Raw genomic sequence first — 26,434 nt, 5'->3', positions numbered from 1 at the left:
TGTATTAGACAATTAAAGTATAGGAAAACAAATATGATTACTTGCTATATACGGTATGTTATTGATCCAAATAAACTCGCGGAATTCGAGCAATATGCACAAATGTGGATCCCCTTAGTCAATAAATTTGGAGGTACACATAATGGTTACTTCTTGCCATCAGAAGGTGCTAATAACATCGCCTTAGCCTTATTTACTTTTCCAAGCCTTGCTTCCTATGAACAATATCGTCAGGATTCCTTGAAGGATACGGACTGCATTGCGGCTTTTCAGTTCGCAGAAGACACCCAATGCATCATCCGTTATGAGCGCAGTTTCTTTCGTCCCGTTTTTGAGTAACAATGCTCTTATTGAATAAAGCCCAAGCAGGCCCTTTATGAAGCCAATCGCTAGCCATCAGCAATATTATGACACGGCCTTTAACAAGCTAACACAAAACGACGAATCGATTTTAGAGTCCGAATTTGAAGACTGTGAGTTTAACGATTGCGACTTTTCCTCCTCTACATTTGCTAAGTGCAAATTTTTAAACTGCACCTTTAGGCGCTGTAATTTGAGTCTGATTGAAGTGCCTTTTTCACGTTTTTTAGAAAGCCAGTTTATCGAAAGCAAACTGGTGGGTGTTAATTGGACAAAAGCCCATTGGCCACCTTATATAACTGACCCTGACCTTAAATTCTCTCAATGTATCCTAAACGACTCTTCTTTTTTTGATTTAACCCTCAATGACCTGAGCTTGTTAAACTGTAAACTGCATGATGTAGACTTTAGAAATGCCAATTTAGCCTACTCATCTATAATTCATTGTGATCTCAGCCATAGCCTATTTATGAAAACGAACCTTTATAAGGCTGACTTAACGGAGTCCTACAACTTCTCAATTAATGTATTAGAAAATAACATTGATAATGCTAAGTTTTCACGATTCGAAGCGCTAAGCTTACTCGACAGCTTAAACATCGAACTGGTTGACTGATATCCAATTAGCCCAATATTAAATACCGCCATCGCTCAAAGGATGATGAAGGTAGATAAAAACATTTAAGTCACAATAATGCGTTAAATGTAAAATTGAATGGTTAATTGATTTAGTTCTTCGGCTAATTTTGCTAACGCTTGCCTAGAAGCGCTGGTTTCGACTGATCGAGATGATGTTTCATTGGAAATAAAAGTAACAAACAGATTATTTTAATGTTTCTCATACTTCCCCTCGGGCTTTATATTTTTATATAAATTTCCATAACAAAACTATTTAATTATTTCCATATAAGAGTAAAGTCTCACAAAAGCAGAAAAAAACAACTAAAGATAAAATATTTTTTATAATGAAATCTACTTCCCTTATTTTAAAACCGAATCACAGAAAAACTATTTCAAACGACTTTTTAATGAATAGATTTAGAAAAGAATACTCCATCCTTTTCTTAGCGCCAGAAAAATAATAGTCGACTTTTTTTAATGACTATGATAGCTAGTTAATAAAGGGCTGTTGTATTCAGAAGGAAGACACTGTGATCTCAAATAAACCTATGAACAAGCGCTATTCAATCAAACTTTTTGTCGCCAATATGTTTCTTATTGCGATTGTCATCACAGCAACGGTGGCCATTGTCTTACAATATCATGCGAGCAAAAAGATAGCTGTCACTCATATGCTATCAAGCCTTGATTTGATGTCGAATCAGATGAGTAACAATCTAAATAAAATCGACATAGATGCTAAACGCACAGTCAATCTACTCTCAAACCTAATCCAACCAAACTTTTCCCAAGAAAGCGTTGAACGCAAAAGCCGCTTATTTTCTTCTCTACTCAAAAACCATTCTGATTTTTATAGTCTCTACGTTGGCGACAAACAGGAACATTTCTTTCAACTTATCAATTTACAAGCTTCCAAAGAAATAAGCCAAAAAATGCAAGCATTACCCGATGACAAATGGGCCGCCATCGTCGTTAAGGATGGTCCGAATGGACGACAACGACATACTTACTATTACTCAAGCACATTCAATTTAAATCACCAATACACGCAAAGCAGTAACTTTTACCCAAGCGAACGCCCATGGTTTAGTACAGCCCCTAAAAATGGGGTCTATAAAACCAAACCTTACCTTTTTCAACACCTACAGATCACCGGCCAAACCTACTCACAACGGATTGGCGATACCAATCAAGTCATCGGTTTAGACATTCTGCTGTCTTCCACATCAAAGCAACTGACAGAGGCGTCTAAAGCCTTATTTGCAGACGGCACTCAAAGCTTTCTGTTTCGACAACACGGTGAGATTATCGCCTCTAACCTGCAAAAGACCCATGCCGTCTCCTTACCAAGGATAGCACCGTTACATCTTAGTAAAGAGCAAAGTGAAAAAGTGGCACACTTAGGCACCTTGAAAGTATCGAACCAAAACGATTGGCGTCCATTTGACTTTAGTGAGTCAGGCTTACCCAGTGGGTACCTTGTCGATTTAATGCAGATCGTCAGTGCCATGACAGGGCTAAAGTTTGACTACATCAATGGCTTTAGCCGTGACGCACTGTTGAAAAAGTACCAGCGTGGTGAAATTGATATTTTATTATCCGTACAAAAATTTGGAAACGATAATATAAAAGGCTTATATAGCTCGCCACTGCTGGACATTCCCTATGGCATTGCCACGAAAAACCGCTCGCAACCGATTACTACCCTCACAGACTTGAATAATCAAACCATCGGTTATCTTAATCGCTGGAATATGGACGTCAGTTTGGAAAAGCGCCTTCCTAAGGTCCATTGGAAAAAGGCTAACAGCCTACAGCAACTATTCTCCGATCTAGAAAATGGACAGGTCGATGCCGTCATTGGCGCATCCCAAACACTAACAAACAGTATCAAAAGTTTGGGGTTAGAAAATATCAAGGTATATAAGAAGATCACAAGCCTCAACGCTACGGTTCCGAATCGCGTCTATCTAGTTAGCCATGAGCAAAATAAATTCGCCATAGGTCTCATTAACTCAGCTTTGGCACACATTACCCCCGCAGAACGAGATGCTTTAAGCACCTCTTGGCTAAAGCCAACCTCCCAAGACCTACAAGATTATCTCAGTATTCCAATCACACAATTGCTGAGTACCGCAGAGCAGTCAACGAAAGAGCCATTTGTTTTGTCTAAGGCAGACAATGGGACGAAATACTACATATTTACGAAAGACGTCGACAAGAAATCAACTAACCAGTCCTACCTTGCCATCATCGTCCCTGAGAAAAAACTCTATGAGCAAGCCACCCAAGAAGCCTACCATTCCGCTTTGTTCAGTGCCGGCTTGATGGTGCTTTTACTGCCCATTATTTGGTTATTAAGTTGGCCCATTGTTCGCCCTATTAAACAACTGCAATTGGAAACAGAAAAAATCGGAAAACGGCAATTTCAAGAAGTTAACCTCATTGACTCAAACATCACCGAGATTTGGCAACTGTCCTGTTCATTCCAAGAAATGGCCCAAGAAATCAAACAACATGAAGCCAAACAAAAAGAATTTATGGACGCTCTGATTCGTCTTATTGCGGACGCCATAGATAATAAATCCGTTCACACAGGCAATCACTGTCATCGTGTTCCTGAACTCGGGCTTATGCTATCAAACGCTCTCGAACAAGCTCAAGAAGGGCCTTACAAGGACTTTAAATTTGCTAATGACAACGAGCGCCGCGAGTTTCGCATTGCAGCTTGGTTACATGACTGCGGCAAAATCACCATGCCAGAGCACATCATGGACAAAGGGGCGAAGCTAGAATGCAACTATAATCGTATTCACGAAATTCGCACTCGTTTTGAAGTGTTATGGCGCGACGCTCAAATAGATTATATGCAAGCCGTTTACATTGAGAAGCAATCTCCAGATGTCGCCTTGAAGCAGTGGCAAGTTCGTCAGGAAGAGCTGCAAGAACAGTTCCAGTTTATTGCTAAGGCAAATGTCGGCTCAGAATCCATGAACCAAGAGAATGAACAAAAAATCAAAGAGATTGGACGTCAAGTATGGACTCGCCACTTTAACAATCGATTAGGATTATCACCCGCAGAAGAACTACTGATCGCGGAGCAAAGTCAGACCAGTGAACAGGATCAACAGGCAACAGAATACGCTTTTGCTCAAGAAACCCTATTGTCCGATAAACCGGAACACATCATTCCACGAATTAGGGACATTGAACTTGACCCTTCACTGGGAATCAACATGGACATACCGAAATACCAGTATAACTTAGGCGAGCTCTACAACCTCAGTATACAAAACGGTACTTTGACCGAAGAAGATCGATTTAAAATAAAAGAACATATGATCAGTACTATTCACATGTTAGAAGGCCTGCCCTTTCCACCAGAATTGAGCCGAGTGCCTCATTATGCCTCCACCCATCACGAGCGTATGGATGGTCAGGGCTACCCGCGTAAACTCCATGCAGAGCAGCTTACTATTCCTGATCGTATACTGATGATTGCTGACGTTTTTGAGGCTCTCACAGCATCCGATAGACCCTATAAGAAAGCCAACTCATTAAGTTCCGCAATTGATCTGATGTATAACATGTGCAAGAAAGGCCACTTGGATATGACAATGTTCCGTTTCTTTTTAGAAAGTGACACCTACCTGCAATACGCAGAGCGCTTCTTACCAGAAAGCCAACGGGACACGGTAGACATTAAAGCCTACTCCTTCGAGTAGGCTTTAATAGTATTCAACGCTTTATATCTTGGATGATGAGACTAACGACAAGCATTCACAGGGGGTCTGTTATTCCACCAAGGTTGATGTTGCTCTAATTGTGCAGCCAAGGCCAACAAGGTCGCATCTTCGCCAAAGCGTCCAACAAAATGCGCACCAAGCGGCAAATTATCTGGCGTCCAGTACAAAGGTACCGACATAGCAGGCTGACCTGTACCATTGAAAATCGCCGTGTATGGTGAGTAAGAATGGCTTAGCTGGATAAACTCCTCAATCGATTTGCTATCGTCTTGCAGATTCAGCTCACCAATTTTCACTGGAGGACGGGTCAAAGTTGGTGTAAGAAGAACATCATAGTCCTGCATAAAGTTGGCCATTATACGGCCTAAGCCATGCATATAAGTCACCGCATCCACATACTGCACCGCCGAAATACTGCCTTTGTCGCGAATAATAATGCGCGTACTCGGTTGCAAGGCCTCATCCGACACAGGAGATCCGCTCATATTACCAATCATTTCCACATAGCTTTTGACATTTGGTCCAATAATGTCGAACGCTCGATCAAAGAAAGTCATGAGATCCACAGGAAGTTTGGCTGTTGTAACATGGTGACCTAACGCTTCACACAACTTAGCCGCATGCTGCTGTGCTAAGTTTGCCTCTTTAGAGTTCGGCCAAGGGGACAAACTATCAATCATTGCAATACGAAGCGGACGAAGCGGTTTACTCAAAGACGAGACAAACGATTCTTCTTGATGGGGAGCGGCATAGGGGGCTCCTAAATCGCTTCCAGCGGCGACATCCAGCAAACCAGCACTATCTCGAACCGACAAGGTCAACGCATGGGCAATACTCATCCCCGCCCAGCCTTCACCCACCATCGGGCCTGATGGCACCAAGCCACGAGTAGGTTTTAGGCCGAAAATACCACAGCAAGAAGACGGTACGCGGATCGACCCACCCCCATCGTTACCATGGGCAAACGGCAAAGCACGAGCCGCTACTAACGCCGCAGAACCGCCGCTTGACCCACCACAACTGTGCTCGGTATTCCAAGGATTGCGGGTCGGACCAAAAAGGCTTGACTCAGTGGTATAGGAAGTACCAAACTCAGGCGCCGTTGTAGTACCAACAAACACACAGCCCGCTCCGCGTAGACGGCTGGTGTGATTGTCGTCAATACCCAAACGCACACCACCAACAGCTAAAGAGCCGTTAGTCGTTTTAGCCTCTTTAATCGGAGCAAATAGATCCTTCACCAATGTCGGAATCCCCATAAAAGGCCCATCAGCGTATGTCGCTTCCCTGGCAGAATCATAGAGTTTTTCCGCTATGCCATTCAGACTTGGATCAACTTTTTCAATACGCTCAATACAAGTTTCCAACAATTCCTTTGGCTGAACTTCTTTTTGTCTGACCAGACTTGCTAATTCTGTGCCATCATATTTATCTAACAGTTCATGAAAATCACTCATTTTTTACCCTTAACATCTAATGTCGATGGCGCTGTTCTCACAGCGCCATCCTAATTGTTGTATACATTTTACTGATGAATTCACACGCTAGCTCACTAACGCATCTTGTTCATTAACGCCTGATCGCAATTAAGCGGCTGTCTTGCTATTAGTCAGAATAGCAGGCTTTTCTCGAGAGAAAACCCAAACAGACAGCCAAAAAACGGCAAGAGCAAGTCCAAAGTAGCCCATATATGCCACGCCAATGTTGATACTTACCCCGGTCACTGCCAAGATAAAACTGACAATCAAAGGGCTAACAAACTGCCCCAAATACAAACTTGACGTAAAGCCACCGATACCACGTCCACGGGCATGTTTTGACAAACTTTTCATCACAGAGGCCATCACGTTGGGCACTAACAAGCCTGCGCCTACGCCATGTATGATGACGCCAAGTAGCATCATTTCATAAGTTTTTGAGACAGAAAGGATCCAAAGCCCAAGACCAAGTGTGCCAAACAAAAGAACATTACAGCCATTAATACCAAGTATCTTACGGCATAGAGTCCAAATCAGAGAGCCAACCAAGGTGGCTAATAAAGCAACCCCTGCAGTAGAACCAATTTGCGTTGTCGAGGTGATACCAATATGCACCTGTAAAATCGGTGCTTGAATGGTTTCGACAAAGACTAAAACCATGCCAAAGAAGATCATCAAATAACTAATGACCAGAGAAACGACATTCATTCCTTCCTCATCATCGGAAGAAACCGCCACCTTCTCAGCCTCTCTTGCCTTTTTCGCTGGCTCCCACAGTACTTTCATCATAAGGGGCACTAATACAAGAGGTAACAAATACAAGAAGAAGGGTGTACGCCAAGAGTGCTCGCCCATGGCGCCACCTATTGGAAAGAATACAGCCCCCACCACACCGATAGCGATGACCTGGTAATTGACAAACCTCAGTCGCTCATCATCCCGCCAATAATCGGCAATCAAGGTCGTACAACAGGTCATAATGGTGGCTTCCGCCAAACCAAATAACAAGCGAGACAACACAATATTGGAAAGGTCATTAAGAAGCGCTGGTGCCATCCCCAAAAAAGCATAGAGAACGGTAGCGATAATCAACAGGTTTTTACGGCCCACCTTATCCGCCAGCCAACCTGCTAACGGAGCAAACACGGCAATTGCTAAAGCTGGAATCGAAATGGCTAAGGGAATCAATACATCGGCATGAGGTTCTACGGGACCAAAATGGGCCCCCAGTTTAGGGATAATCGGTGCGATCATCACCGAGCCAACAATGGTCAAGCTACTGCCTAACGCAATAACCAAACCTTCCCGGCGACCAGCTGGTGCATGCTGAGAAGAAGTCATATTAGACATAGGCCTTCTCCTTCAGCGTAATATCCAAAGAAAGAGTGTTCAAAAAAAAATCGAAGAGAAAAAGAAGAAAGAGTCCCAAAAGCTGATCTCTCTTTACTTTCATCAATTGCACTCGTATGAAGTGAATACATCATCGTTTGCTCCTATTGTGTTTTTGTAATGTCAATTTACATTACAAAAAGAAGCAGGTCAGGGTTATCCGTTATTAGCAAAAATGATGTAAAGAAGAAAAATAAAATCAGCAGTCAGGCTCACATTCCAAGTTATACATACCGTTTCTTTAAAGTATCCGAAGGTAGCTCGCCAAACAATTGACGGTAATCCCCTGCAAAACGGCTCAAGTGTAAAAAGCCATTTTTCGCTGCTGCGTCCTGTACAGAGGTCACATCAGGAGACAATAATAACTCACGATGCACAGCATTAAGTCGAAGAATGCGTAAATAGGTAACAGGATTGATGCCTAAAGTTTCTTGAAAGCAGTATTGCAATTTACGTCGGCTGGCCCCTATCAGGTTACAAAGCTCAAAAATAGTCGGCGGCTCATCCATTCTAGACAGTACGTAATCCCGCGCCCTGTCTACGACTCGCTTACGTGCAGTTGGATCGATCACATGAGGCTCTTCCTTATCCACTATTTCCAACAAATGCTGAAAAATAGCATCACGAACGCCTAAGCGCACTGGTTCATGGCTCAAAAAATCTAAGCTACCATTCGGTGCCATCACTGTACCTAATAAACCAACCAGCTCGCGGGTATTGTGACAAGGTGTTAATCGGTGGCAATAGGCCTGCTCAGAAAAGTCAAAAGCAATTTTTTGTTCTTGCAGTATCTGCTGAAACATATTCGTCGGGACATTAATCACAACAACATCCGTATTTTTAGGGGTCTTTAGCTCAGGAAAGCACCCGCTGGACACCAATAAGTGATTAAATTCAAAGGCATGCCCATCACAGTAAAACGCCTCATGCTGCTCCATCAATGGCACACTAAATGAGACGAAATCCGCATCCGTCACACCATTTTTTATCACTTCCTGATTCACCTTCTCTCGCTGAAGTAGCATTCCTTCCAAGGAAAGTTCCGTTAAACTGCCTTCAAATGCACCAGAGGAAATCTGGTCATAATCCGCTTCCCAACCGTTAAAGTTATTAACGTGCTCTTCAATGTCATTGGATTGAAAAGAGCACAAAAAAGAATCAGAAAAGGTACTATTAGTAACAGTTTTAAGCATGGAACACCTTTATTTATGGTTATTATTGAACACTTAATAACCAATGCAAAGGTTGTACCCAGAAAGCACCAAAAAAGAAAACTTTACCAAAAACGGATAGTCCTTAATGGCCCCAACGACTGTTAGCATGCCAAAACAGACAGAAAATTCTGAAAGAGACCTATTTCAGCCACAGCTTTATAATGAGAGATATCAAAAAATATAGATGATTAGAGCAATGAACGCCATTTTAGAAACAAAAAAGCCCCAGCAAGTACTAACCTGCTAGGGCTTATTTTATATGGTGGGCCTGCCCCGACTTGAACGGGGGACCTGCCGATTATGAGTCGGATGCTCTAACCAACTGAGCTACAGGCCCTAAATGCGAGGCAGATTATATCGACATGCGTCGACCTTGCCAAGGAGCAACTGACATTTTTATGCAATAAATCTGTGAAAGTCATTGATTCTCTGGCTATTTATTAACCACTCGCCTTTCTGCATTAGAAAATGCCGGTTTACACACAGCATGAAGCGCTTCATGCCGTGATATTAGTTAGGACGTTCGAAGGCGTATTTCAGATCCGTAAATTTTACTTTTGTTTTGATCGCATCCAAGGCAATTAGATGCAGCAGCTCTTCACGGGTCGTGCAGGCATCCGACAGAATGCTAACTTGATAAGGGTCGGCATCATCTGAAATCGCGGTGTGTGTCACACAGTTTTGTGTCATCATGCCGCAAACCACCAGACGATCCACTTCTAAATCGTTTAACAGCTCGGTTAAGTTGGTGTCTTGGAAAGCATCGGCATGTTCTTTGGTGACGATGGGGGCATCTGGAGCTGCATCTAGAATGGCTTGATGGAGCTTAACGCCCTGCGTATCTGCCACAAAAAAAGGCGATTCCTCATCCGATACATGCTGAACCAGTACAACAGCGGCATCTTGTTCTTTTGCAGCATGAATAGCACTTACTATCTCGTTTAGTGTGTTGTCAGCATTCCAAAGTGGAAACTTCCCATTATCGAAATAATCGTATTGTGGATCGATGACTAATAAAGCAGTACGGCTCATATTACGCTCCTATTGATGGTAAATTCATAGCGTCTCAAAAAGATCGGTTCCATTGCAGTGTCAAATTTGCCATATTAAGGGCTTAAAATGACAAAATGAATCTTCTCTATGACACAGTATCATATTGCGGTGGTCGCTTATCAAGACTGCCTATTATCGGCGGCCTATGGCTTTGCTGAAATATTCGAGCTTGCCAATGAAGCCTGTCAGGCTGCCAGCTTACCTACTCACCTTACGACTCACCAATTAAGTGAGAAAGAAATCCAAGCGGCAAGTTGGGACAAGCAATACAAGGATGCCTTCCATGCCATCTTATTACCACCCTCTTTGAACCAGGCAAGCTATAGTCAGACAAATCCAATAATTAAGGATTTTCTAATCCACCAGCATAGGCATGGTGCCATACTTTGCAGTGCTTGCGCGGGGGCTTTTTTCCTAGCGGATACAGGGATCACCGATAAACGAGTGATGACAACTCACTGGGCACTGGAAAGTGCACTTAGAGAGCGTTTTCCTAAGCAACCAGTGGATACCTCTAAGATTCTGATCAATCAAGGAGATGTTATTACCGCAGGCGGAATGATGTCTTGGGTGGATTTAGCGCTAGAACTGGTGCAAGCATTAACCAATACACATATTGTTCGTCAACTTGGTAAAACCTTAGTCATCGACACAGGCAAAAGAGAACAACGCTATTATCAGCAGTTTCAGCCAAGTTTTGATCATGGTGATGGGGCGATTCTCAAGGTCCAGCACCATTTACAAGGAGACTACGCACACGTTCAGCGCACCGACACCATGGCGCAATTAGCTAAGCTCACCCCCAGAACCTTTTTGCGTCGTTTCGCTAAGAGCACAGGGCTGAACCCAAATGAATATTTACAACGCCTTCGGATTCAAGTGGCCTGCGATACCTTGGAACAAACCACACTACCTTTTGAGACCATTGCCCTACAAGTTGGCTATGACGACGTTGGCAGTTGCCGAAAAGCGTTTCGCAAAATAACAGGCTTAACGCCTAGTGCTTTTCGTCAACGGTTTGTATCACCCTTAACCCATTGACTCAAAGGCGGGCTTGGCGACCAATGTCACCCGGTGTTACGCCAATGACTTTTTTAAAGGTCCGACGAAAAGCCGCTTCACTTTGATAACCCAATTCATCACTTAAAATAGCGAGATTTCTATCACCATTTTTTATCCGTTGCGCTGCGAGGCGCATACGCCATGACGTTAAATAAGCCATGGGAGACATTCCCATCGTACTTTTAAACAAGCCACTAAATACCGAACGCGACATACCGGCTTGATCGGCAAGGCTAGCCACCTGCCAAGCTTGCTGAGGCTGTTCATGGATGGCAACGATTGCCCGTGCCAGCCTGGTATCACTTAAGCCAGCTAATAAGCCCAATTCGATTTTTTGATGTTGTATAAACAATCTAAGCATTTGCACTAAATAGGCTTCGGCTAATCTTTCCGTCACCACTTGAGAGCCACAACGGGGCTGTAAACTTTCAGTGAGCAATATGGTTTTCAAGGGCGCCAATTGCTGAGCAATCTCATCGCCTTTATCGACTTTCACCCATTGCCATTCTAAATCCAACAATGGATTAAGTGCTTTTGTGGCAAAATCAAATTCACAAACCAATAATGTGCTTTGACCGTGTATACCTTGGATAAGGGATACGCTGAGATCCTGCCCCGTCGCAAGCCACACGCCATCCCCCTCTTTCAACTCGGTTCGGCTATTCTCTTGCGCGGTTAACGAAAGCCCCCCAGTCACTAGGTAAAGCCAATAGCTTGAATCAGCAGATAAAGCCAAGTGCTCACCTTGACGAGCGCAATGAAGAGCACTTATCGAAGTCGCCTTAGGACGAAAGGCACTTAATACCGATGAAAGACGATCCATGATGATTTCCCTCTTAAGATAAAGTACGATCTGCAATATTTAAAACACAATTAATCATCAATCGTATCATATTTCATCATAGACTATCCTCATCAAAACCAATATCAAATTATGAGGTAAGCGAAATGGTCATCCTAAAACCAAGAACAGCAACCCCAGATCTCACTATTAATACTCTAAAGGGGCCTTGGTCGCTTGCGCAACAAGCACCAGAAAACTTCATCATGGTGGTTGTTTATCGTGGCTTGCATTGCCCTATTTGTAAAAATTATCTGAGAGAGTTAAGTCGCCTAGCGGATGACTTTAGCGCGAAGGGGGTGGATATTCTCGTACTGAGTTCCGATACGGAAGAAAGAGCAGCACAGGCATCAAGGGAATGGGAGATTGAAAACCTAATGATGGGTTACGGCCTTAGCGCTGAACAGTCTCAAGCTTGGGGATTACACAGAAGTGCTGGACGAGGCGTCACCAGCATTGGTATTGAAGAGCCTAGTGAGTTCACTGAACCAGGCTTGTTCTTAGTTCGACCTGATCACACTCTCTATTGGAGCAACATTAGCACCATGCCTTTTGCTCGCCCGCGCTTTAAAGAAGTACTTGGCGCAATTGAATTCGCCGTTAGCAACCATTATCCAGCACGTGGTGAACTTGTTTAGCCACTAGACTCTTTTCACTACCATTAAGAAAAATAAGTGCATTGAAGCCTTATACCCCCTCACATCCCCCTTAGTAAGGGGATGTGTTTTACTGCGGTATATCCAGTTCCCTTATTTAAGGGGAGGGTTAGGGAGGGGTTTAAGACGTTCGAACGTTTATATTCCGTTTATCTTTCGTTTTGTCATGCGCATTAATTAATCTCAACCTGATAACGAAACGTGTCGGCAGAACCTCGCGACACACGATATTCGATGGGGGTTTTATCGAACCCTAAAGCAAGACGTTCGATCACCGCAACAGGATAACCTGTGTCTATTTTTAAAGCACTTGCGGTATCGGCATCCGCACATTCTATGGTCAAAGTTTCCGTTGCCGATGCGACTAGTAAACCACAGTGCTTTTCATAAAAGGGATAAAGCAGGCTACCAATCTCATTACTATCAATATCCACTAAATTGGCAAACAACATTTCAGGCAGCCAAATATCCTCTGTTAATACAACCACGCCTTTTAGAAATCGCAGTCGCTTCAAATGTATCGCTAATTGATTCGCTTGTAAGTTCAGAGCAATGCTAGCCTCTTCAGGCGGCATCTGTAATGCTTTTAACAGGATAAGGCTTTCAGGAACAATAAAGCTACCATCGGCAGGTTGCTGGCGAAAAAATCGAAATAAAGAGGTATTGAAATCAGGGCGTCGTACAAAAGTCCCCCTGCCTTGACTTCGATAGAGCAGCCCATCGTTCACTAAGGTATCCACCGCTTTACGGATGGTACCAATGGCAACACCATATTGTTTAGTTAACTCAGCTTCTGTTGGAATTGCGCTATCAGGCAACCACGCTCCTTGACTGATTTTCTCAAGAATTTCTTCACGAACTTGTCGGTAGAGCGGTAGTCGCTCATCACGCTTTATAAATGCCATAACAGTATCCACGACCTTGAATCTGTATATTTTAGTCTTAGAGCAGATAGGCGTCTATGACTAAATATTGTCTAAAACACTCAGCTTTTTGCTTTTCACTGAACAATAAATCACCTAATTCATATATATGAATATTGACTTGATCAAGACTCAGACCTATAGTCACGGCTTAATTCATATATATGTTTATAAAAAACCGACATAGCATACGTTATTTTTACCAAATGAGCCTTTTTTATGAGCTATTCTTCTTTGCCCATTACCGGTATAGACACCCATGCACATATTTTTCGTAGCGACCTACCGTTAACGCAAAACCGTCGCTACGCTCCAGAGTACAATGCACTGGATACTGAATTTATCGAACTTTTTGAGCGTCATCACTTTTCACACGGCGTGTTGATTCAGCCAAGCTTTTTGGGCTCAGATAATCATTTCATGGTCGAAGCGCTAAAAGCAAACTCAGAGAAATTAAGAGGTATCGCTGTTGTTGAGCCCAGCATAAGCGATAGCGAATTAGATGAATTAGCAGATGCAGGTGTGGTCGGTATCCGACTAAACCTAATAAAGAAAACACTAGCAGAGTACACCACCCCCGTGTGGCGAGCCCTGTTTGGTAAATTGGAAAAGAAAGGCTGGCAAGTCGAGATACAGCGTGAAATTGATGATCTTCATCAGGTTTTACCTATTATCCTTGACTCAGGTGTGGACGTCGTCATAGACCACTTCGCGCGCCCAACCCATGGTATTCATGTTGATAACCCAAATCATCTTGCGTTCTTGCAGTTGTTAGAGCACGCACCTATTTGGATGAAACTGTCTGCCACCTATCGGGCAAATGCCACTCTTGAGCAAGCCAAGGAGATGTTAAGCCTATTGCGAAAAGCCTATGGTCATTCAGAGCGCTTTTTGTGGGGTAGTGACTGGCCACATACACAGTTTGAAACTCGCACTCAGTACAGTGATCAAGTCGATATCGTTAATGCACTGCTAAGTGATCCAGACGAACGTCGAAAAGTCCTCATAGAGAACCCGACACGCTGTTTTAAGTTTTAAACATTCGATAGTAAAAGTTAGGAACTATAACAATGATAAGCTTATTAGTAGTTGGTAGCATCGTGCTTGCCATCATACTTGGATATAAAACTCGAATTAATATTGGTCTTTTCGCAATTGCTTTTGCTTATTTGATTGGTTGTTTTGGCATGGGGTTATCACCAACAGCCATTATCAAAATGTGGCCCTTAAAAATTTTCTTTATCATCTTCTCTGTATCACTCTTCTACAGTTTTGCCACCATCAACGGCACACTAGAAAAGTTGGCGGAGCATTTGATGTATCGTTGCCGTAATGTCCCCCACTTGTTGCCATACGCCATCTTCGCGACTTCGACTCTCATCTCTGGATTAGGAGCTGGCTATTACACTGTATTGGCTTTTATGGCACCTATTACGCTATTACTTTGCCAACGCACTGGCATGAGCATGATTATCGGAGCCATGTCCGTAAGCTACGGAGCCTTAGCGGGTGCTAACTTTATGTCGAGTCAAAGCGGGATCATTTTCCAAGGGATTATGATGAATGTGGGCATTAGTACAGAACAAGCCTTTATCAACTCTATTGGTATTTTTATTAGCACCGCCATTATTCCAGTTCTGGTTATTACATCACTTATTTTCTTTACTAAGCATCGTCACAACATGCAACATAGTGCCTTCAATATAGAAGTGCCAACGCCCTTTACCAGAGAGCAAAAAACCACTTTGTGGCTAACAATCATTATGATGGCTTTAGTATTGCTTGCGCCAATTGCTCATCTTATTGCACCACATAATGACACTATTGCTTTTATCAACTCAAAAATGAACATTGGTCTAATTGCCAGCTTGTTTTCGGTGATTGCACTGTTATTAAAACTTGGTGACGAGCGTAAAGCGATTGCCTCGCTTCCTTGGGGCACTCTCATTATGATTTGCGGTGTAGGCATGTTGATTTCTGTGGCCATCAAAGCAGGCACCATCAACTTGTTAGCCTCTTGGATTGGTACATCTATACCGTCTTATTTAGTGCCCGTTGCCTTTGGTGTGGTGGCCGCGTTTATGTCACTATTTGCCAGCACACTAGGGGTGGTTACGCCAGCTTTATTCCCCATTGTGCCATCCATTGCGCAAAGCTTATCTATTGATCCTATGATGCTGTTTATTTGTATCATTGTAGGCGCTCAAGCAACCGCTATTTCGCCTTTTTCTTCAGGTGGCAGCCTTATTCTAGGAGCCTGTCCCAATGAGAAAAGCCGCAGCAAGCTCTTCCCGCAACTATTATTCCGTGCGGCGCCAATTGGCTTTATTGCGGCCCTTACCTATAACCTTGTCATCACTTTCGCAATTTAATTTATCAACAAAACATGGCGCTAGCCGCGCCATGTTTTATCTGGAGCTTTGAATGACTCTTTCTCTACGCACTCGCCTATTGAGTGTTAGCATACTCTCACTGGTCATCACCGCAGGGTATCTTGTATCAGAAACCGCCTCTTCGTTAACTGATCAAATGCACAACACCCTTTTGTCGGATATTAGTCACACGGCCAGTGCCTATGGCAACAGTGTCAGTGACTGGCTAGACAGTCACAAAAAAAACACGGCGTCACTCGCTCATACACTTGAAAACCATCCGGACTTGTCTCCTTATCCGGCTATTCATCAAGCCTATGAGTCTGGCGGGTTCTCCATCGTCTACTACGGTAATAACGATGGTAAAATGTATCGCCAAGACCCAGCTTTAGATGCAAAGCGGCCAGATTACGACCCTAGACAAAAAAGCTGGTACAAAGAAGCGATGGGCGTCGGTAAAGCGGCGACCTATGGTCCAACGATGAGCTCGACAACGAAAAAGCTGTCTATTCGACTGGCTGAGCCAGTTTATAAACAAGGAACCTTATTTGGTATCGTTGGTGCCAACCTAACTCTGAACCAATTGTCCCAACAGCTCGCAGCTATGACCATTCCAGGCGATGGTAAAGCCATGATTGTCTCTAGTAAGAATGACATTATTGCTGATCCGAACCCTGAGCATGTCATGCAAAAAGCGGCATCCATTGCTCCCTTTTTTACCTCAGCGTCTTTAGAAAAAATGGATGCTGAAAATAAACTGGAAGAAGCCGATCTCAATGGCCAAACTGTTTTTACCTATGTTCATAAAATTCCGAATACTGATTGGATGCTGGTCTTTAGCATGGACAAAAAAATGCTAATGGAGCATGTATACAATGTTATTACGCGTCAATTAATTATTGCTGCAATCTTGATCATCGCCTTTATCGTCTTCTTATATTGGTTGTTTAAAGTATTATTCCGTGATTTGAATCGTGTCTCTACAGCCTTGCAAGAAATCTCAAAAGGAAAAGGCGACCTACGGGCTCGTATCGAAGTCAAACATATGGATGAAATCGGTATACTTGCAACAGGGTTTAATGACTTTGTTAGTCATATGCATGGCGTGGTTGAACGCCTCAAAAGCATGTCTAATGGCTTGGCGGCGGAAGCGAAAAACGTTGCCCATTCTGCGACAGAAAGCGCCTCTCGAGTCAATACGCAACAACAAGAAATTGATATGGTTGCATCTGCAGTCACCGAGATGGCCGCTGCGACGCACGAAATTGCTGGCAATGCCGAACAAACCGCGAAAGCCGCCACCGAATCCGTTAAATTAGGTGAAATGGGCAGCCAACAGGTCCAACAAAGTCGTCATTCGATTTACGAACTGGCCAATGAAGTCAATCTCGCGACGGAACAAATTGCCGCTTTGGATCATCATGCTCAGCAAATCAGCGGCATTCTTTTGACTATTACGGGAATTGCCGAGCAAACCAACCTATTAGCGCTTAACGCTGCCATTGAGGCGGCCCGTGCAGGAGAACACGGCCGTGGCTTTGCCGTTGTCGCGGACGAAGTACGTACTCTGTCCCAGCGCACCCATGCATCGACAGAAGAAATTCAAAAGATGATCGAGCTGCTGCAAGAGCAAACCACGAAAGCCGTAGGATCCATGGAAAATAGCAGCAAAAAGGTACAAACCAGTGTACACGACGCGGACGCCGCAACAGAATCGCTGAAAGAAATTTCCAGTGCCATTATCAGTATTTCTGACATGGCGACTCAGATTGCCACCGCAGCAGAAGAACAAACCGCTGTAACGAATGAGATTAGCCAAAACAGTGAAGTCATTCGTCAAATGGCCTCGCAGTTGGCACAAGAAAGTAAGGTTGGTGAAGATCAGTCTAAACGCTTAAACCACTTGGCTAGCCAAGTGGATCACGAAGTCGGGCAGTTTCAGATTTAACCTCCAGCCCTAAACGGACTAAGCAAAAAAATGAAGCAATAGATCCTAAAAGCATCGTGACAGGGCTGTCATGATGCTTTTTTTGTTGGCAACAGCTCTTTATTAGCAACCAGGCTAGGTTAAGTCTTCAATATTCGTTAGCACCCAAGCACTGTTGTGCTGAGTAAAGCCGACTTTAGGGTAGTAGTTAACAGCCTGAGGCGCCGATAACAGAATCAGTGAGCATTTAGGCTGTAACGCTTCTTTGGTCATGCGTATCAGCGTTTTACCAATACCAGACGTTTGTACAGCTTCATCCACCGCCAAATCAGATAAATAACAACAGAATGTAAAGTCCGTCATGGATCGCGCCACTCCCACCAATTTCCCCCCTTGCCAAGCCGTAACTAAAAGGTTGGTATATTTGAGCATAGCCTCAATGGCTGCCACATCCTTAATAGGACGACGAGCACCTAAGCTTGTTTTGGATAACAGATCGATAAACTGAGTCGCAGTAATAGCCTGATTCACCTTGTATGCAATTGTCATTGAAGCCCCCTCATAGCAACATGCAAGCCAACAGCATAGAAGATTTTTACCACAAGAGGTATGAATAACCCCTTACTACGAACAAAGACAGGCCTAGAAAAGAATAGCCCAGGACAAAAAAACAGCCATATATTGTAATTTATTCATTGATCCAAATATTATTAGATGTCCTTTCCTTAAAGAAACAGGGTCTTTATGTTGCTACTAAAACTGCTTTTCTCCTTACTCATACTGTTAGCTATTTTAGTGTACGTGGTCAATATGACCCTTGTTGCCAAGGTCAAACTGCAAAACGCGAACACGGCTGCTCCTTACCAGCAGGGACGTTTTCGCAATCACGCCCCATCCACGCCTCGATCTTTATTGGACGCCGCTCGCTTGTGGATTCGCTTTTTCACAGAGAAAAAAGTGGATACTAAACCCGATATCAAAATTCCTGTTCGGCCACTTCGCCAACAGCATTTAACTAGCCTCAGTGACAACACCATACATATCGTCAAACTCGGTCACTCATCGATTTTGCTCAAGGTGTATGGTGAATATTGGCTATTAGACCCCGTCTTTTCTGAGCGAGCCTCCCCTTTTCAGTTTATTGGCCCAGAGCGCTTTCATACCCCTCCACTCTCTTTAGCTGAATTGCCTAAACTGGATAAAGTACTCATCTCCCATAATCATTATGATCATTTAGACAAAGCCAGTATCAAGCTGCTAGCAGGGAAAACAGAGCAGTTCTTTGTGCCAATCGGGGTAGATGGGGATTTAGAAAAATGGGGCGTCCCGACCAGTAAAATCAAAACCTTCGACTGGTGGCAAGAAGAACCAACCAGCCAAGGTATGATTGCCTTTACTCCCTGCCAGCATTTTTCTGGTCGCGGTATCGGCGATAGTAACAGCACGTTATGGGGGTCTTGGGTCATAAAAACCCCACAACACAACCTCTATTTCAGCGGGGATTCAGGCTACTTTTCAGGTTTTAAAGAAATCGGGGAGACCTATGGCCCATTCGATCTCACTATGATAGAAACGGGCGCCTACGACAAAGACTGGGCCACTATTCACATGAAACCAGAAGAGAGTGTTCAGGCACATATCGACCTTAAAGGAAAGGTGATGATGCCGATTCATAATGGCACCTTCGATCTGGCGTTTCACACTTGGCATGACCCTTTTGACCGTGTCGTTGCCGCCGCAAAACAACAGGATGTGGACTTAACCACACCCGAGTTTGGGCAGATATTCTCGATTAATGACCCAGCCAAACTTCAGATATGGTGGACAGCAACAATAAACGATAAAGGGGAAACGTCCGTCACTTCCACCTAGGCTAACTTAGTGCTCCATGTCTCACATTGAGACCTTTGCACCATGTCACGAGCGACGCCAAGACGTGGCAAAAGTCTCACATTGTACGGCTCTACTCTCTATGCCATAAAGTTTTTGTATGCGGTTAAGGGCCGCTGTATGCGTGCCTGTTTTTATCCTTTTTGTATGCTTACTTCTTCCCTATAACAATTTGTAATGATTGATGTCGGTCAATTTTATTCCTTCTGATCTGAGTACTATTTTAATCGAGGATACTGATGATAGGTATTGAACGGACGCTCTTAATACCAAGTCGTTGGATTTCTTAGGTTACTAACTTTAGCGCATAAATTTTAGTAGCTGTCCAATTCATCATTGTCTTAAGAAGAGACCTTTGCACGATCGTGCAAAAGTCTCAAAAAATTGAATTCAGCCCATAAGGATAGATAAGATGAAAAGTTGTGCATCGGAAAGTGGTACGAATCAAAAAGCCGAGGTGTATTTGCCATGACAGAGACACCTGCCTCCAAAGACTTCACCAAACTGCCTATAGAAGAGGTTCTTAGCGAGCTGAATGTGGATCCTGATCAAGGATTGACTCAGCAGGAAGCACAGCAACGTTTGTCTTCCTATGGTCCCAATGCGCTTCCTGAGGAAGAAACCCGTTTCTGGAAAAAAATCATCGGCTACTTTGTTGGCCCCATTGCCTTTATGATTGAAGCCGCTGCTCTGGTGTCTTTATTTTTGGGTGATTGGGCCGATTTTTTCATTATCTTTGGCCTACTGCTATTTAATGCGGGTCTTGAGTTGTATCAGGACAGTAAGGCCAGTAATGCATTATCGGCACTAAAAAACTCTCTGGCCCCTCAAGCCACTGTACTGCGTGATGGTAAGTTTCAGGTAATCGATGCGGCAACTCTGGTGCCCGGAGATATTGTAAAAATCCGTATAGGAGGCATAGTACCGGCGGATTTAAGACTGGTCGGTGGGGATTACGCCTCTATTGATCAATCGGCCCTGACTGGGGAGTCCTTGCCCGTCAGTAAGAAAGTGGGCGACAGTGCCTATTCGGGCAGTGTGGTCAAACAAGGGGAGATGACCGCTGTGGTCATCGGCACTGGGCTTAATACCTTCTTTGGTCGCACCGCGAAATTAGTAGCAGGTGCCGGCTCAGTCAGTCAAGCGCAAACCGCCATGTTCCAGATTGGTAATTTCCTGATCGTGGTGGCGGTGATTTTAGCGCTCATTATGGTGGCGGTGCAGGTATATCATGATGTGGTGATAACCAGCACCTGGAATGTGAAAGATGTCTTAAGTATTTTGCAATTTGTGCTGGTACTTTTGGTAGCCTCCATTCCGGTGGCCATGCCAGCGGTATTTTCTATTACCATGGCACTTGGTGCGTTAGCGCTTTCCAAAGAAAAGGCCATTGTCTCGCAGCTTTCTTCCATCGATGAAATGGCAGGGGCCGATATTCTCTGTTCTGATAAAACCGGCACGTTAACGAAAAATATTCTGACCCTTGGCGATCCGATTGCGATGAATGGAACGGACCCTGAAGCGATTATTCTGGCTGGGGTGCTTGCTTCCCACGCAGAAGACGGGGATGCCATCGATAGCGCTGTGATGAATGCTTTACCCGATAAATCATTATTAGCGTCTTATCAGGTTGAATCCTTTACCCCGTTTGATCCGGTATCTAAACGAACCATGGCAAAAGTCGTGGATTCTGAGGGTCAGCATTTTTCAGTTTCCAAAGGCGCTCCCCAGGCCATTGTGGCACTGTGCCAAGCCGCCAAAGAGATCGAAGAGACGGTCAATAAAGAAGTCTCTGCTTTAGCGGCCAAAGGTTACCGAGCTCTTGGTGTAGCTCGCTCGGATGAGAGCGGTGCCTGGACGCTGCTGGGTATCCTGCCGATGTTTGATCCGCCACGGGACGACTCCAAATCCACCATAGAAAGTGTGCGCGAGAAAGGCGTTGCGGTGAAAATGATCACCGGCGACGATACCGCGATTGCAAAAGAAACCGCCCGTCAGCTGGGATTGGGAACCAATATACTGACAGCGGCGGATGTGTTCCCCCCCGATATGGACCCAGATCATGTGCCAGCCCCGATTGCTCAGCAGATTCTGGCCGCTGATGGCTTTGCCCGGGTATTTCCTGAACATAAATACGCCATAGTGAAAACCTTTCAGAAAAATGGCCATCTGGTGGCCATGACTGGCGATGGCGTCAACGATGCTCCCGCTTTGAAACAGGCCGATTGCGGGATTGCCGTATCCGGTGCCACCGACGCGGCTCGCGGCGCAGCAGCGCTGATTCTGACGGCTCCCGGTTTGTCGGTGATACAAAATGCCATTGATGAAGCTCGACGCATCTTTGAGCGTATTACCAGTTACACTATTTACCGGGTCGCACTGACTATGGATATTATGTTTCTAGTAGTACTGGCGACTATTTTCCTGCATTTTCGGGCGTTAACACCGATTATGATCGTCATTATGTCGTTACTCGATGATATTCCAATCATGACAGTGGCCTATGACAATAATAAAGTCTCGCCCAGTCCGATCCGTTGGCGTATGTCCAGATTGTTGACCGTATCCGCAGTGTTAGGCTTTTTCTCTGTGGTACAGTCATTTGGTTTACTGCTGATTGGTATGGCCTTAATGCATGGGGCCCACGCCCAGTCATTGGGTTTAATCGACGAGGCTCATCTGCAATCGATGATGTTCCTGCAGCTGGTCGCTGGTGGCCACTTACTCATGCTGGTAAGTCGCAAGGACGACTGGTTTCTGAAACCGCCTTATCCGGCCACTCCTTTACTGATTGCCATTATCTTGACCCAACTGGTGGCGGTATTCATGTGTGGTTTCGGCATACTGGTGCCACAAATCCCTTGGTCTTTAATTGGCCTAGTTTGGGTTTATCTACTGGTTTGGTTATTTATCATGGGTGGCGTGCGAGTCGCCATTGACCATGTACTGGATAACCGCAGCGCTCGACGCGCCCGATCCATTAAATATGTTAATACACCTCTCAATCATTGAATGATGTACGCCCAGAAACGACTTGGAACGGGCTTTACAGCCTGCTCACGGTAAAAAAGCTGAAATCATTACAATCCAGGGAGCCGGAATGGCTCCCTTTTATTAAAAACATCTCTTATCGTTGCGATATTTTGAAAGCCTAACACTTAGACGGTTTATCCCCCTTCCCTAGGCCATTAAACGATTATGACTTAGGCCATAAAGAAGGTACATGGAACCGTTTATCCAATGAGTTGCTAAACCAACGACCATTCAATACTTGATCAATCATCTCCTGCTTTGCCTGATCGGAAAGACGATGGTCCTTCGCCATGGCATCCAGTAAAACGGCTTCGTCATAGGATTTGGAAGACATCTGGATCAAGGCTTTATGTCGATTGGCATTCAGGACCAATAAGGATTGACCTTGATTGTCATGCTTAGGAGACCAAGGTAGCCAACGAACCAAGTGCTGGCCATTGGGGTTCCCTGTACGGATAAAATGGGCTAAATAGCGACGAAACTGCTTAGATAAATCCACCGCACCGGGTTGCTGGAAAACCTTACCAAGTAAGGCTTGACGCCATGTTCGATCCAGTAATGGCATGAACACACCGTGAAATGCCCCCAGCAATGCCATCTGTTCGTTTCGGGTGACCAAAGGATCATTTCCAAAGGCCACTTCTGTGGCGTAAATGGGGGCTTTATAGTGGGCAAACATTCTCTGGGCAGACTGCTGCACATTAAATAAACTATAAAGTTTTCCGCCGTAGTGATAAACGAACTGATATTTCGAAAGCATATCAGGATCATTCACTAAGCTGCCATCATGCCATGCTTTAACAAAATAGGGATCCGTCAAAGCAAAGATCGAAAACTCGGTTTGTCCCGATAACATAATGACTGGCACACTGTTGTAATCTGTGGATGCAAAACCTTGCTTAGGGATCACCGCCCCATCTCGATACAAATGCGGGAAATGGCTCATGCGAATCCCTGCACCTTTCATTAAGGGCGCTAATCGCTCAGCAGGCAATTGCTGTAAATAATCACGAACCGCTTTGCCACCATTGGCGAGCCATGCCTGAGCAGAGGCGATATTTGGTTTGATATGATCATGAACGACCAATGGCGCAAATGCCTGACGAAAGACTTGCTGGCTTGGTGCAACGGGGGCGGTGGTCATACCACCACTAAAGACAATGGCGTGCTGAAATTTTCCTTTGAATAAAGGCGAAATCAACATTGTCATCACATCACGTCCGCCTGCCGAAAATCCAGCAACGGTCACTTGGTCGGCTCGTCCACCAAAGTGTTGGATGTTTTGATGTACCCACTGCAGAGCCGCCAGTTGATCTAACAAACCAAAGTTACCTGAGGCTTGTATTGGCTGCTCTGTTTTTAATGCTTTGAGCGGATTAAACCCTAACACCCCTAATCGATAATTCACTTGTACGATGACCGCATTCAATGCTTTGGCCAATGCTTGAGGTTTAAACTCATGGGCTTCGCCCGTTTGGTTATTACCGCCGTGAATATACACTAAAACGGGCAGCTTATGCTTAGCGTGTTCAGGACGATAAACATCTAGATTCAAGCAATCTTCTTCACCTTTAAACTTCCCTTGTTGCCACTGGGGACAAATCGCCCCCTCTTGTGTTGCTTGAAAAGTACCTTGAATGGGTTTAGCTGGCTGGGGTAATTGCCAACGGAGTGCCTCTACAGGAGCTTGAGCATAAGGAATGCCTAAAAAAGCATCCACCCCTTGTTCACTTTTACCAACTACCTTAGCCGTGTCTGAGAGCGAAACAACAGGATCCGCGCATAAAGCGCCCGCAAACATTGCCATTAATCCAATGAATAGCCCGCGCTTAAGAGCGTATTGAATGCGCATATTTTATTCTTCCATGTTTATTGTGAGACTTTTGCACGACTACTGCGCTTGCCAATACTTTGTTAAAAACAGACTCAAAATGCTCATTTATAGCGATAAACTCCGCTTTCTCGCCTGTTTTTGCCACGTCTTGGCGTTGCTCGTGACATCGTGCAAAGGTCTCATTGTTTTTCTTTTATTTAAAATAGAAGTTTGCCAAATGCAATCTAGCCAGACTGCATTTGGCAATGAGCAAAATTCCCCCGCTATATTAATGGCAAATAAATGACGAGGCACTCATTTGATTCCCTCCTTCATAAACTGCCATCGTAGGGTATGGGCACAGTGGGCGTTTTGCCTTTAACAACGGTTTAGACACTTCTGGATTATTGGCTCTCGCTTGGCTAATCACTCGACTAGGAGACTGGCCTTTTTCAACCCAAGCCACTAAGGGTGATAACACATCAAACTGGTCTAAAGATGGGCCGCCTTGTCCGTGTGGCATACCAGGAACTTCATAAAAGGTCACGAAGTCACGAGCTTTACCATTTTGGTTTTGGTTCAACTTGTTGTACCAATTAATCGTATCCAAAGCAGAAAATACTGGGTCACTATTACCGTGGAAAATGATCATTTTACCTCCCGCTTTTTTGAATGCTGACATGGTTGGATTCGCAACATCTGGCGGTGTCATAAAGTCCATTGATGACTCAGGAAAGGCTTTTGTTTTGGCATAGATTTTAGCTGCATCAGTATCAAAGTTAAAACTCAACAAGTACTGAACTAAACCATCAGGCGTGCCTTCGACTTTGGTTGGCGGTGTGGTGAAAATCTGTGCCAAAGACGACGCCCCCATGGTCGCGATAATAGAGTTGTATCCCCAAGCAGGGACAGGACTTTCAATTTTCCAAGCACGCCAACTACTAGAGTCGATCCCTGCATCGTAGTACCAGCGACTGTATAAAGCCTTACCTTGGCTATTATGCGGTCCATTATGCATAGCGACTAAAGCATTGACTTTGCTTTGGCTCAAACAGTCTTTTTGCCCTGCATGACAGACTAAGTCTTGCAAGTTTACGTACTTTTGGCACTGTTTAGCATTAAAAATAAGGCCATCCTTTAAACCATCAAGATCATCACACTGTTTAAGAATATAGTGGCTCACTAAAGACAGGTCTTTTGGGGTAAGAGATTGCTTTAAATCACTGTTAACCGCATGAAAATGCTGAATATCCCAAGCATGCTGTATAGCCGCTTTGGGCAAATTAAAACCAGGGAAACCTACAAGAATACCATCAAACATAGTTGGGAAGCGTGATGCAGACACCATGGCCATACGGCCACCATTTGACACCCCAATACCGTAGCTGTATTCAGGTTTGCTGCCGTAAAACTCTGTCACCAGTTTTTTCGCTACTGGACCAAGCTTTGCAACGGCTTCATAGCCGTAAAGAGATCTTGCTTTGGCATCCCAGCCAAAACCACTACTGCCAGCCAGCCCCATGTCCGTAAATTGTCCTTGGTCGTGCCCTCCGTTGCTCGATACAACGGCCATGCCACGATTTAAAGCATACTGGCTAGGAATTAAACTTGATACACCACCTAACGCGGCTTTAACAATGCCATCGTTACCACCATTAAATTGATAAGCAAAATCGTGGTGCCAATTTTTTGGCAAACGAAGTTCAAAACCAATACCATAAGCCCGACCATCCATGCCTTCATAAGGATCTAAGACCCCTTCTACCCGACAATTCTCAACCAACACATCACCGGCTGGTGATTGCCATTGTGCAGACTTTATAGTCAGCCCTGGTGCATGAAAGGTTGATGGATCACAAGCCATTACGCCAGCCTTGGCAACCATAGGTAAAGCCAAACAAAATAACCATGCTTTATTCATTATAGTATTCCCTTTTAATTGTTTTTATTTTAAACAGTTAAATGCTAGTATTAATTTTTTTATTTTGCATACAAAAATATTCAATGAATAAGCAACGCCTCTATGGTAGAAAGATATGAGTGAAGCCATAAGGAA

The 26,434-nt window shown here is 44.3% G+C and carries 19 protein-coding genes and 1 tRNA gene; 10 read left to right on the top strand and 10 right to left on the bottom strand.

The annotated features are described in order from the left end of the window. Positions 1 to 33: 33 nt before the first annotated feature. From MSP8886_RS04760 to MSP8886_RS04750, 3 genes are all read left to right on the top strand, one after another. Positions 34 to 339 (top strand): NIPSNAP family protein, encoded by a 306-nt coding sequence (locus tag MSP8886_RS04760; protein WP_067013299.1) that lies wholly within the window; start codon positions 34 to 36, stop codon positions 337 to 339. 37 nt (positions 340 to 376) lie between these two features. Continuing rightward, positions 377 to 976, top strand: coding sequence for a pentapeptide repeat-containing protein (locus MSP8886_RS04755; protein WP_067013297.1), 600 nt, complete (start codon positions 377 to 379; stop codon positions 974 to 976). A 535-nt stretch (positions 977 to 1,511) separates the two neighbouring features. Next, positions 1,512 to 4,706: an HD domain-containing phosphohydrolase gene (locus MSP8886_RS04750; protein ID WP_083200827.1), complete on the top strand. Its 3,195-nt coding sequence runs from the start codon at positions 1,512 to 1,514 to the stop codon at positions 4,704 to 4,706. 41 nt (positions 4,707 to 4,747) lie between these two features. Here MSP8886_RS04750 and MSP8886_RS04745 read toward each other — a convergent pair whose 3' ends face one another. The 5 genes from MSP8886_RS04745 to MSP8886_RS04725 form a co-directional block, all read right to left on the bottom strand. Continuing rightward, a complete protein-coding gene (locus MSP8886_RS04745) occupies positions 4,748 to 6,184 on the bottom strand; it encodes an amidase (protein WP_067013295.1) in 1,437 nt (478 codons plus the stop codon). Positions 6,185 to 6,313: 129 nt separating this feature from the next. Continuing rightward, positions 6,314 to 7,555, bottom strand: a complete 1,242-nt coding sequence (locus MSP8886_RS04740) for an MFS transporter (RefSeq protein ID WP_067013293.1) — start codon at positions 7,553 to 7,555, stop codon at positions 6,314 to 6,316. 263 nt (positions 7,556 to 7,818) lie between these two features. Continuing rightward, a complete protein-coding gene (locus MSP8886_RS04735; RefSeq protein WP_067013291.1) occupies positions 7,819 to 8,787 on the bottom strand; it encodes a helix-turn-helix domain-containing protein in 969 nt (322 codons plus the stop codon). 281 nt (positions 8,788 to 9,068) lie between these two features. Continuing rightward, positions 9,069 to 9,145, bottom strand: a tRNA-Ile gene (locus MSP8886_RS04730). A gap of 173 nt (positions 9,146 to 9,318) precedes the next feature. Next, positions 9,319 to 9,840, bottom strand: a complete 522-nt coding sequence (locus MSP8886_RS04725) for an isochorismatase family protein (protein WP_067013289.1) — start codon at positions 9,838 to 9,840, stop codon at positions 9,319 to 9,321. Between the two features lie 108 nt (positions 9,841 to 9,948). On the opposite strand from MSP8886_RS04725, the gene MSP8886_RS04720 reads away from it, so the two are divergent. Continuing rightward, complete coding sequence (locus MSP8886_RS04720; protein WP_067013287.1) at positions 9,949 to 10,902, top strand: GlxA family transcriptional regulator; 954 nt, start codon at positions 9,949 to 9,951, stop codon at positions 10,900 to 10,902. 1 nt (position 10,903) lies between these two features. Here the strand turns inward: MSP8886_RS04720 and MSP8886_RS04715 are convergent, their stop codons facing one another. Then, on the bottom strand, positions 10,904 to 11,746 hold the full coding sequence (locus MSP8886_RS04715) for an AraC family transcriptional regulator (protein ID WP_067013285.1): 843 nt from the start codon (positions 11,744 to 11,746) through the stop codon (positions 10,904 to 10,906). A gap of 125 nt (positions 11,747 to 11,871) precedes the next feature. Here MSP8886_RS04715 and MSP8886_RS04710 point away from each other — a divergent pair, with 125 nt between their 5' ends. Next, complete coding sequence (locus MSP8886_RS04710) at positions 11,872 to 12,402, top strand: peroxiredoxin-like family protein (protein ID WP_067013283.1); 531 nt, start codon at positions 11,872 to 11,874, stop codon at positions 12,400 to 12,402. A gap of 191 nt (positions 12,403 to 12,593) precedes the next feature. Here MSP8886_RS04710 and MSP8886_RS22660 read toward each other — a convergent pair whose 3' ends face one another. Next, positions 12,594 to 13,325 carry a GntR family transcriptional regulator gene (locus tag MSP8886_RS22660; protein ID WP_067013281.1) on the bottom strand — a complete coding sequence of 244 codons (732 nt, stop codon included), beginning with the start codon at positions 13,323 to 13,325 and terminating at the stop codon, positions 12,594 to 12,596. Positions 13,326 to 13,562: 237 nt separating this feature from the next. Here MSP8886_RS22660 and MSP8886_RS04700 point away from each other — a divergent pair, with 237 nt between their 5' ends. From MSP8886_RS04700 to MSP8886_RS04690, 3 genes are read left to right on the top strand one after another with little or no spacing between them, the layout of a single operon-like run. Then, positions 13,563 to 14,381, top strand: a complete 819-nt coding sequence (locus MSP8886_RS04700) for an amidohydrolase family protein (RefSeq protein ID WP_067013279.1) — start codon at positions 13,563 to 13,565, stop codon at positions 14,379 to 14,381. A 32-nt stretch (positions 14,382 to 14,413) separates the two neighbouring features. Continuing rightward, positions 14,414 to 15,715, top strand: a complete 1,302-nt coding sequence (locus tag MSP8886_RS04695; RefSeq protein ID WP_067013277.1) for an SLC13 family permease — start codon at positions 14,414 to 14,416, stop codon at positions 15,713 to 15,715. Between the two features lie 52 nt (positions 15,716 to 15,767). Beyond that, complete coding sequence (locus MSP8886_RS04690; protein WP_067013275.1) at positions 15,768 to 17,663, top strand: methyl-accepting chemotaxis protein; 1,896 nt, start codon at positions 15,768 to 15,770, stop codon at positions 17,661 to 17,663. 114 nt (positions 17,664 to 17,777) lie between these two features. Here the strand turns inward: MSP8886_RS04690 and MSP8886_RS04685 are convergent, their stop codons facing one another. Further along, a complete protein-coding gene (locus tag MSP8886_RS04685) occupies positions 17,778 to 18,191 on the bottom strand; it encodes a GNAT family N-acetyltransferase (RefSeq protein WP_067013273.1) in 414 nt (137 codons plus the stop codon). A gap of 195 nt (positions 18,192 to 18,386) precedes the next feature. On the opposite strand from MSP8886_RS04685, the gene MSP8886_RS04680 reads away from it, so the two are divergent. Both MSP8886_RS04680 and MSP8886_RS04675 read left to right on the top strand, forming a co-directional pair. Next, complete coding sequence (locus tag MSP8886_RS04680; protein WP_067013271.1) at positions 18,387 to 19,514, top strand: MBL fold metallo-hydrolase; 1,128 nt, start codon at positions 18,387 to 18,389, stop codon at positions 19,512 to 19,514. A 486-nt stretch (positions 19,515 to 20,000) separates the two neighbouring features. Continuing rightward, a complete protein-coding gene (locus tag MSP8886_RS04675) occupies positions 20,001 to 22,544 on the top strand; it encodes a plasma-membrane proton-efflux P-type ATPase (RefSeq protein ID WP_067013269.1) in 2,544 nt (847 codons plus the stop codon). Between the two features lie 184 nt (positions 22,545 to 22,728). Here MSP8886_RS04675 and MSP8886_RS04670 read toward each other — a convergent pair whose 3' ends face one another. Both MSP8886_RS04670 and MSP8886_RS04660 read right to left on the bottom strand, forming a co-directional pair. Then, entirely contained in the window at positions 22,729 to 24,417 is a 1,689-nt protein-coding gene (locus MSP8886_RS04670; protein WP_067013267.1) for a carboxylesterase family protein, read from the bottom strand. 250 nt (positions 24,418 to 24,667) lie between these two features. Next, positions 24,668 to 26,299 carry a tannase/feruloyl esterase family alpha/beta hydrolase gene (locus MSP8886_RS04660; protein ID WP_067013263.1) on the bottom strand — a complete coding sequence of 544 codons (1,632 nt, stop codon included), beginning with the start codon at positions 26,297 to 26,299 and terminating at the stop codon, positions 24,668 to 24,670. Positions 26,300 to 26,434: the final 135 nt, after the last annotated feature.

The organism is Marinomonas spartinae (assembly GCF_900089775.1).
GTDB classification, from domain to species: Bacteria; Pseudomonadota; Gammaproteobacteria; order Pseudomonadales; family Marinomonadaceae; genus Marinomonas; species Marinomonas spartinae.
This window is presented reverse-complemented; position numbering and strand designations above follow the sequence as displayed.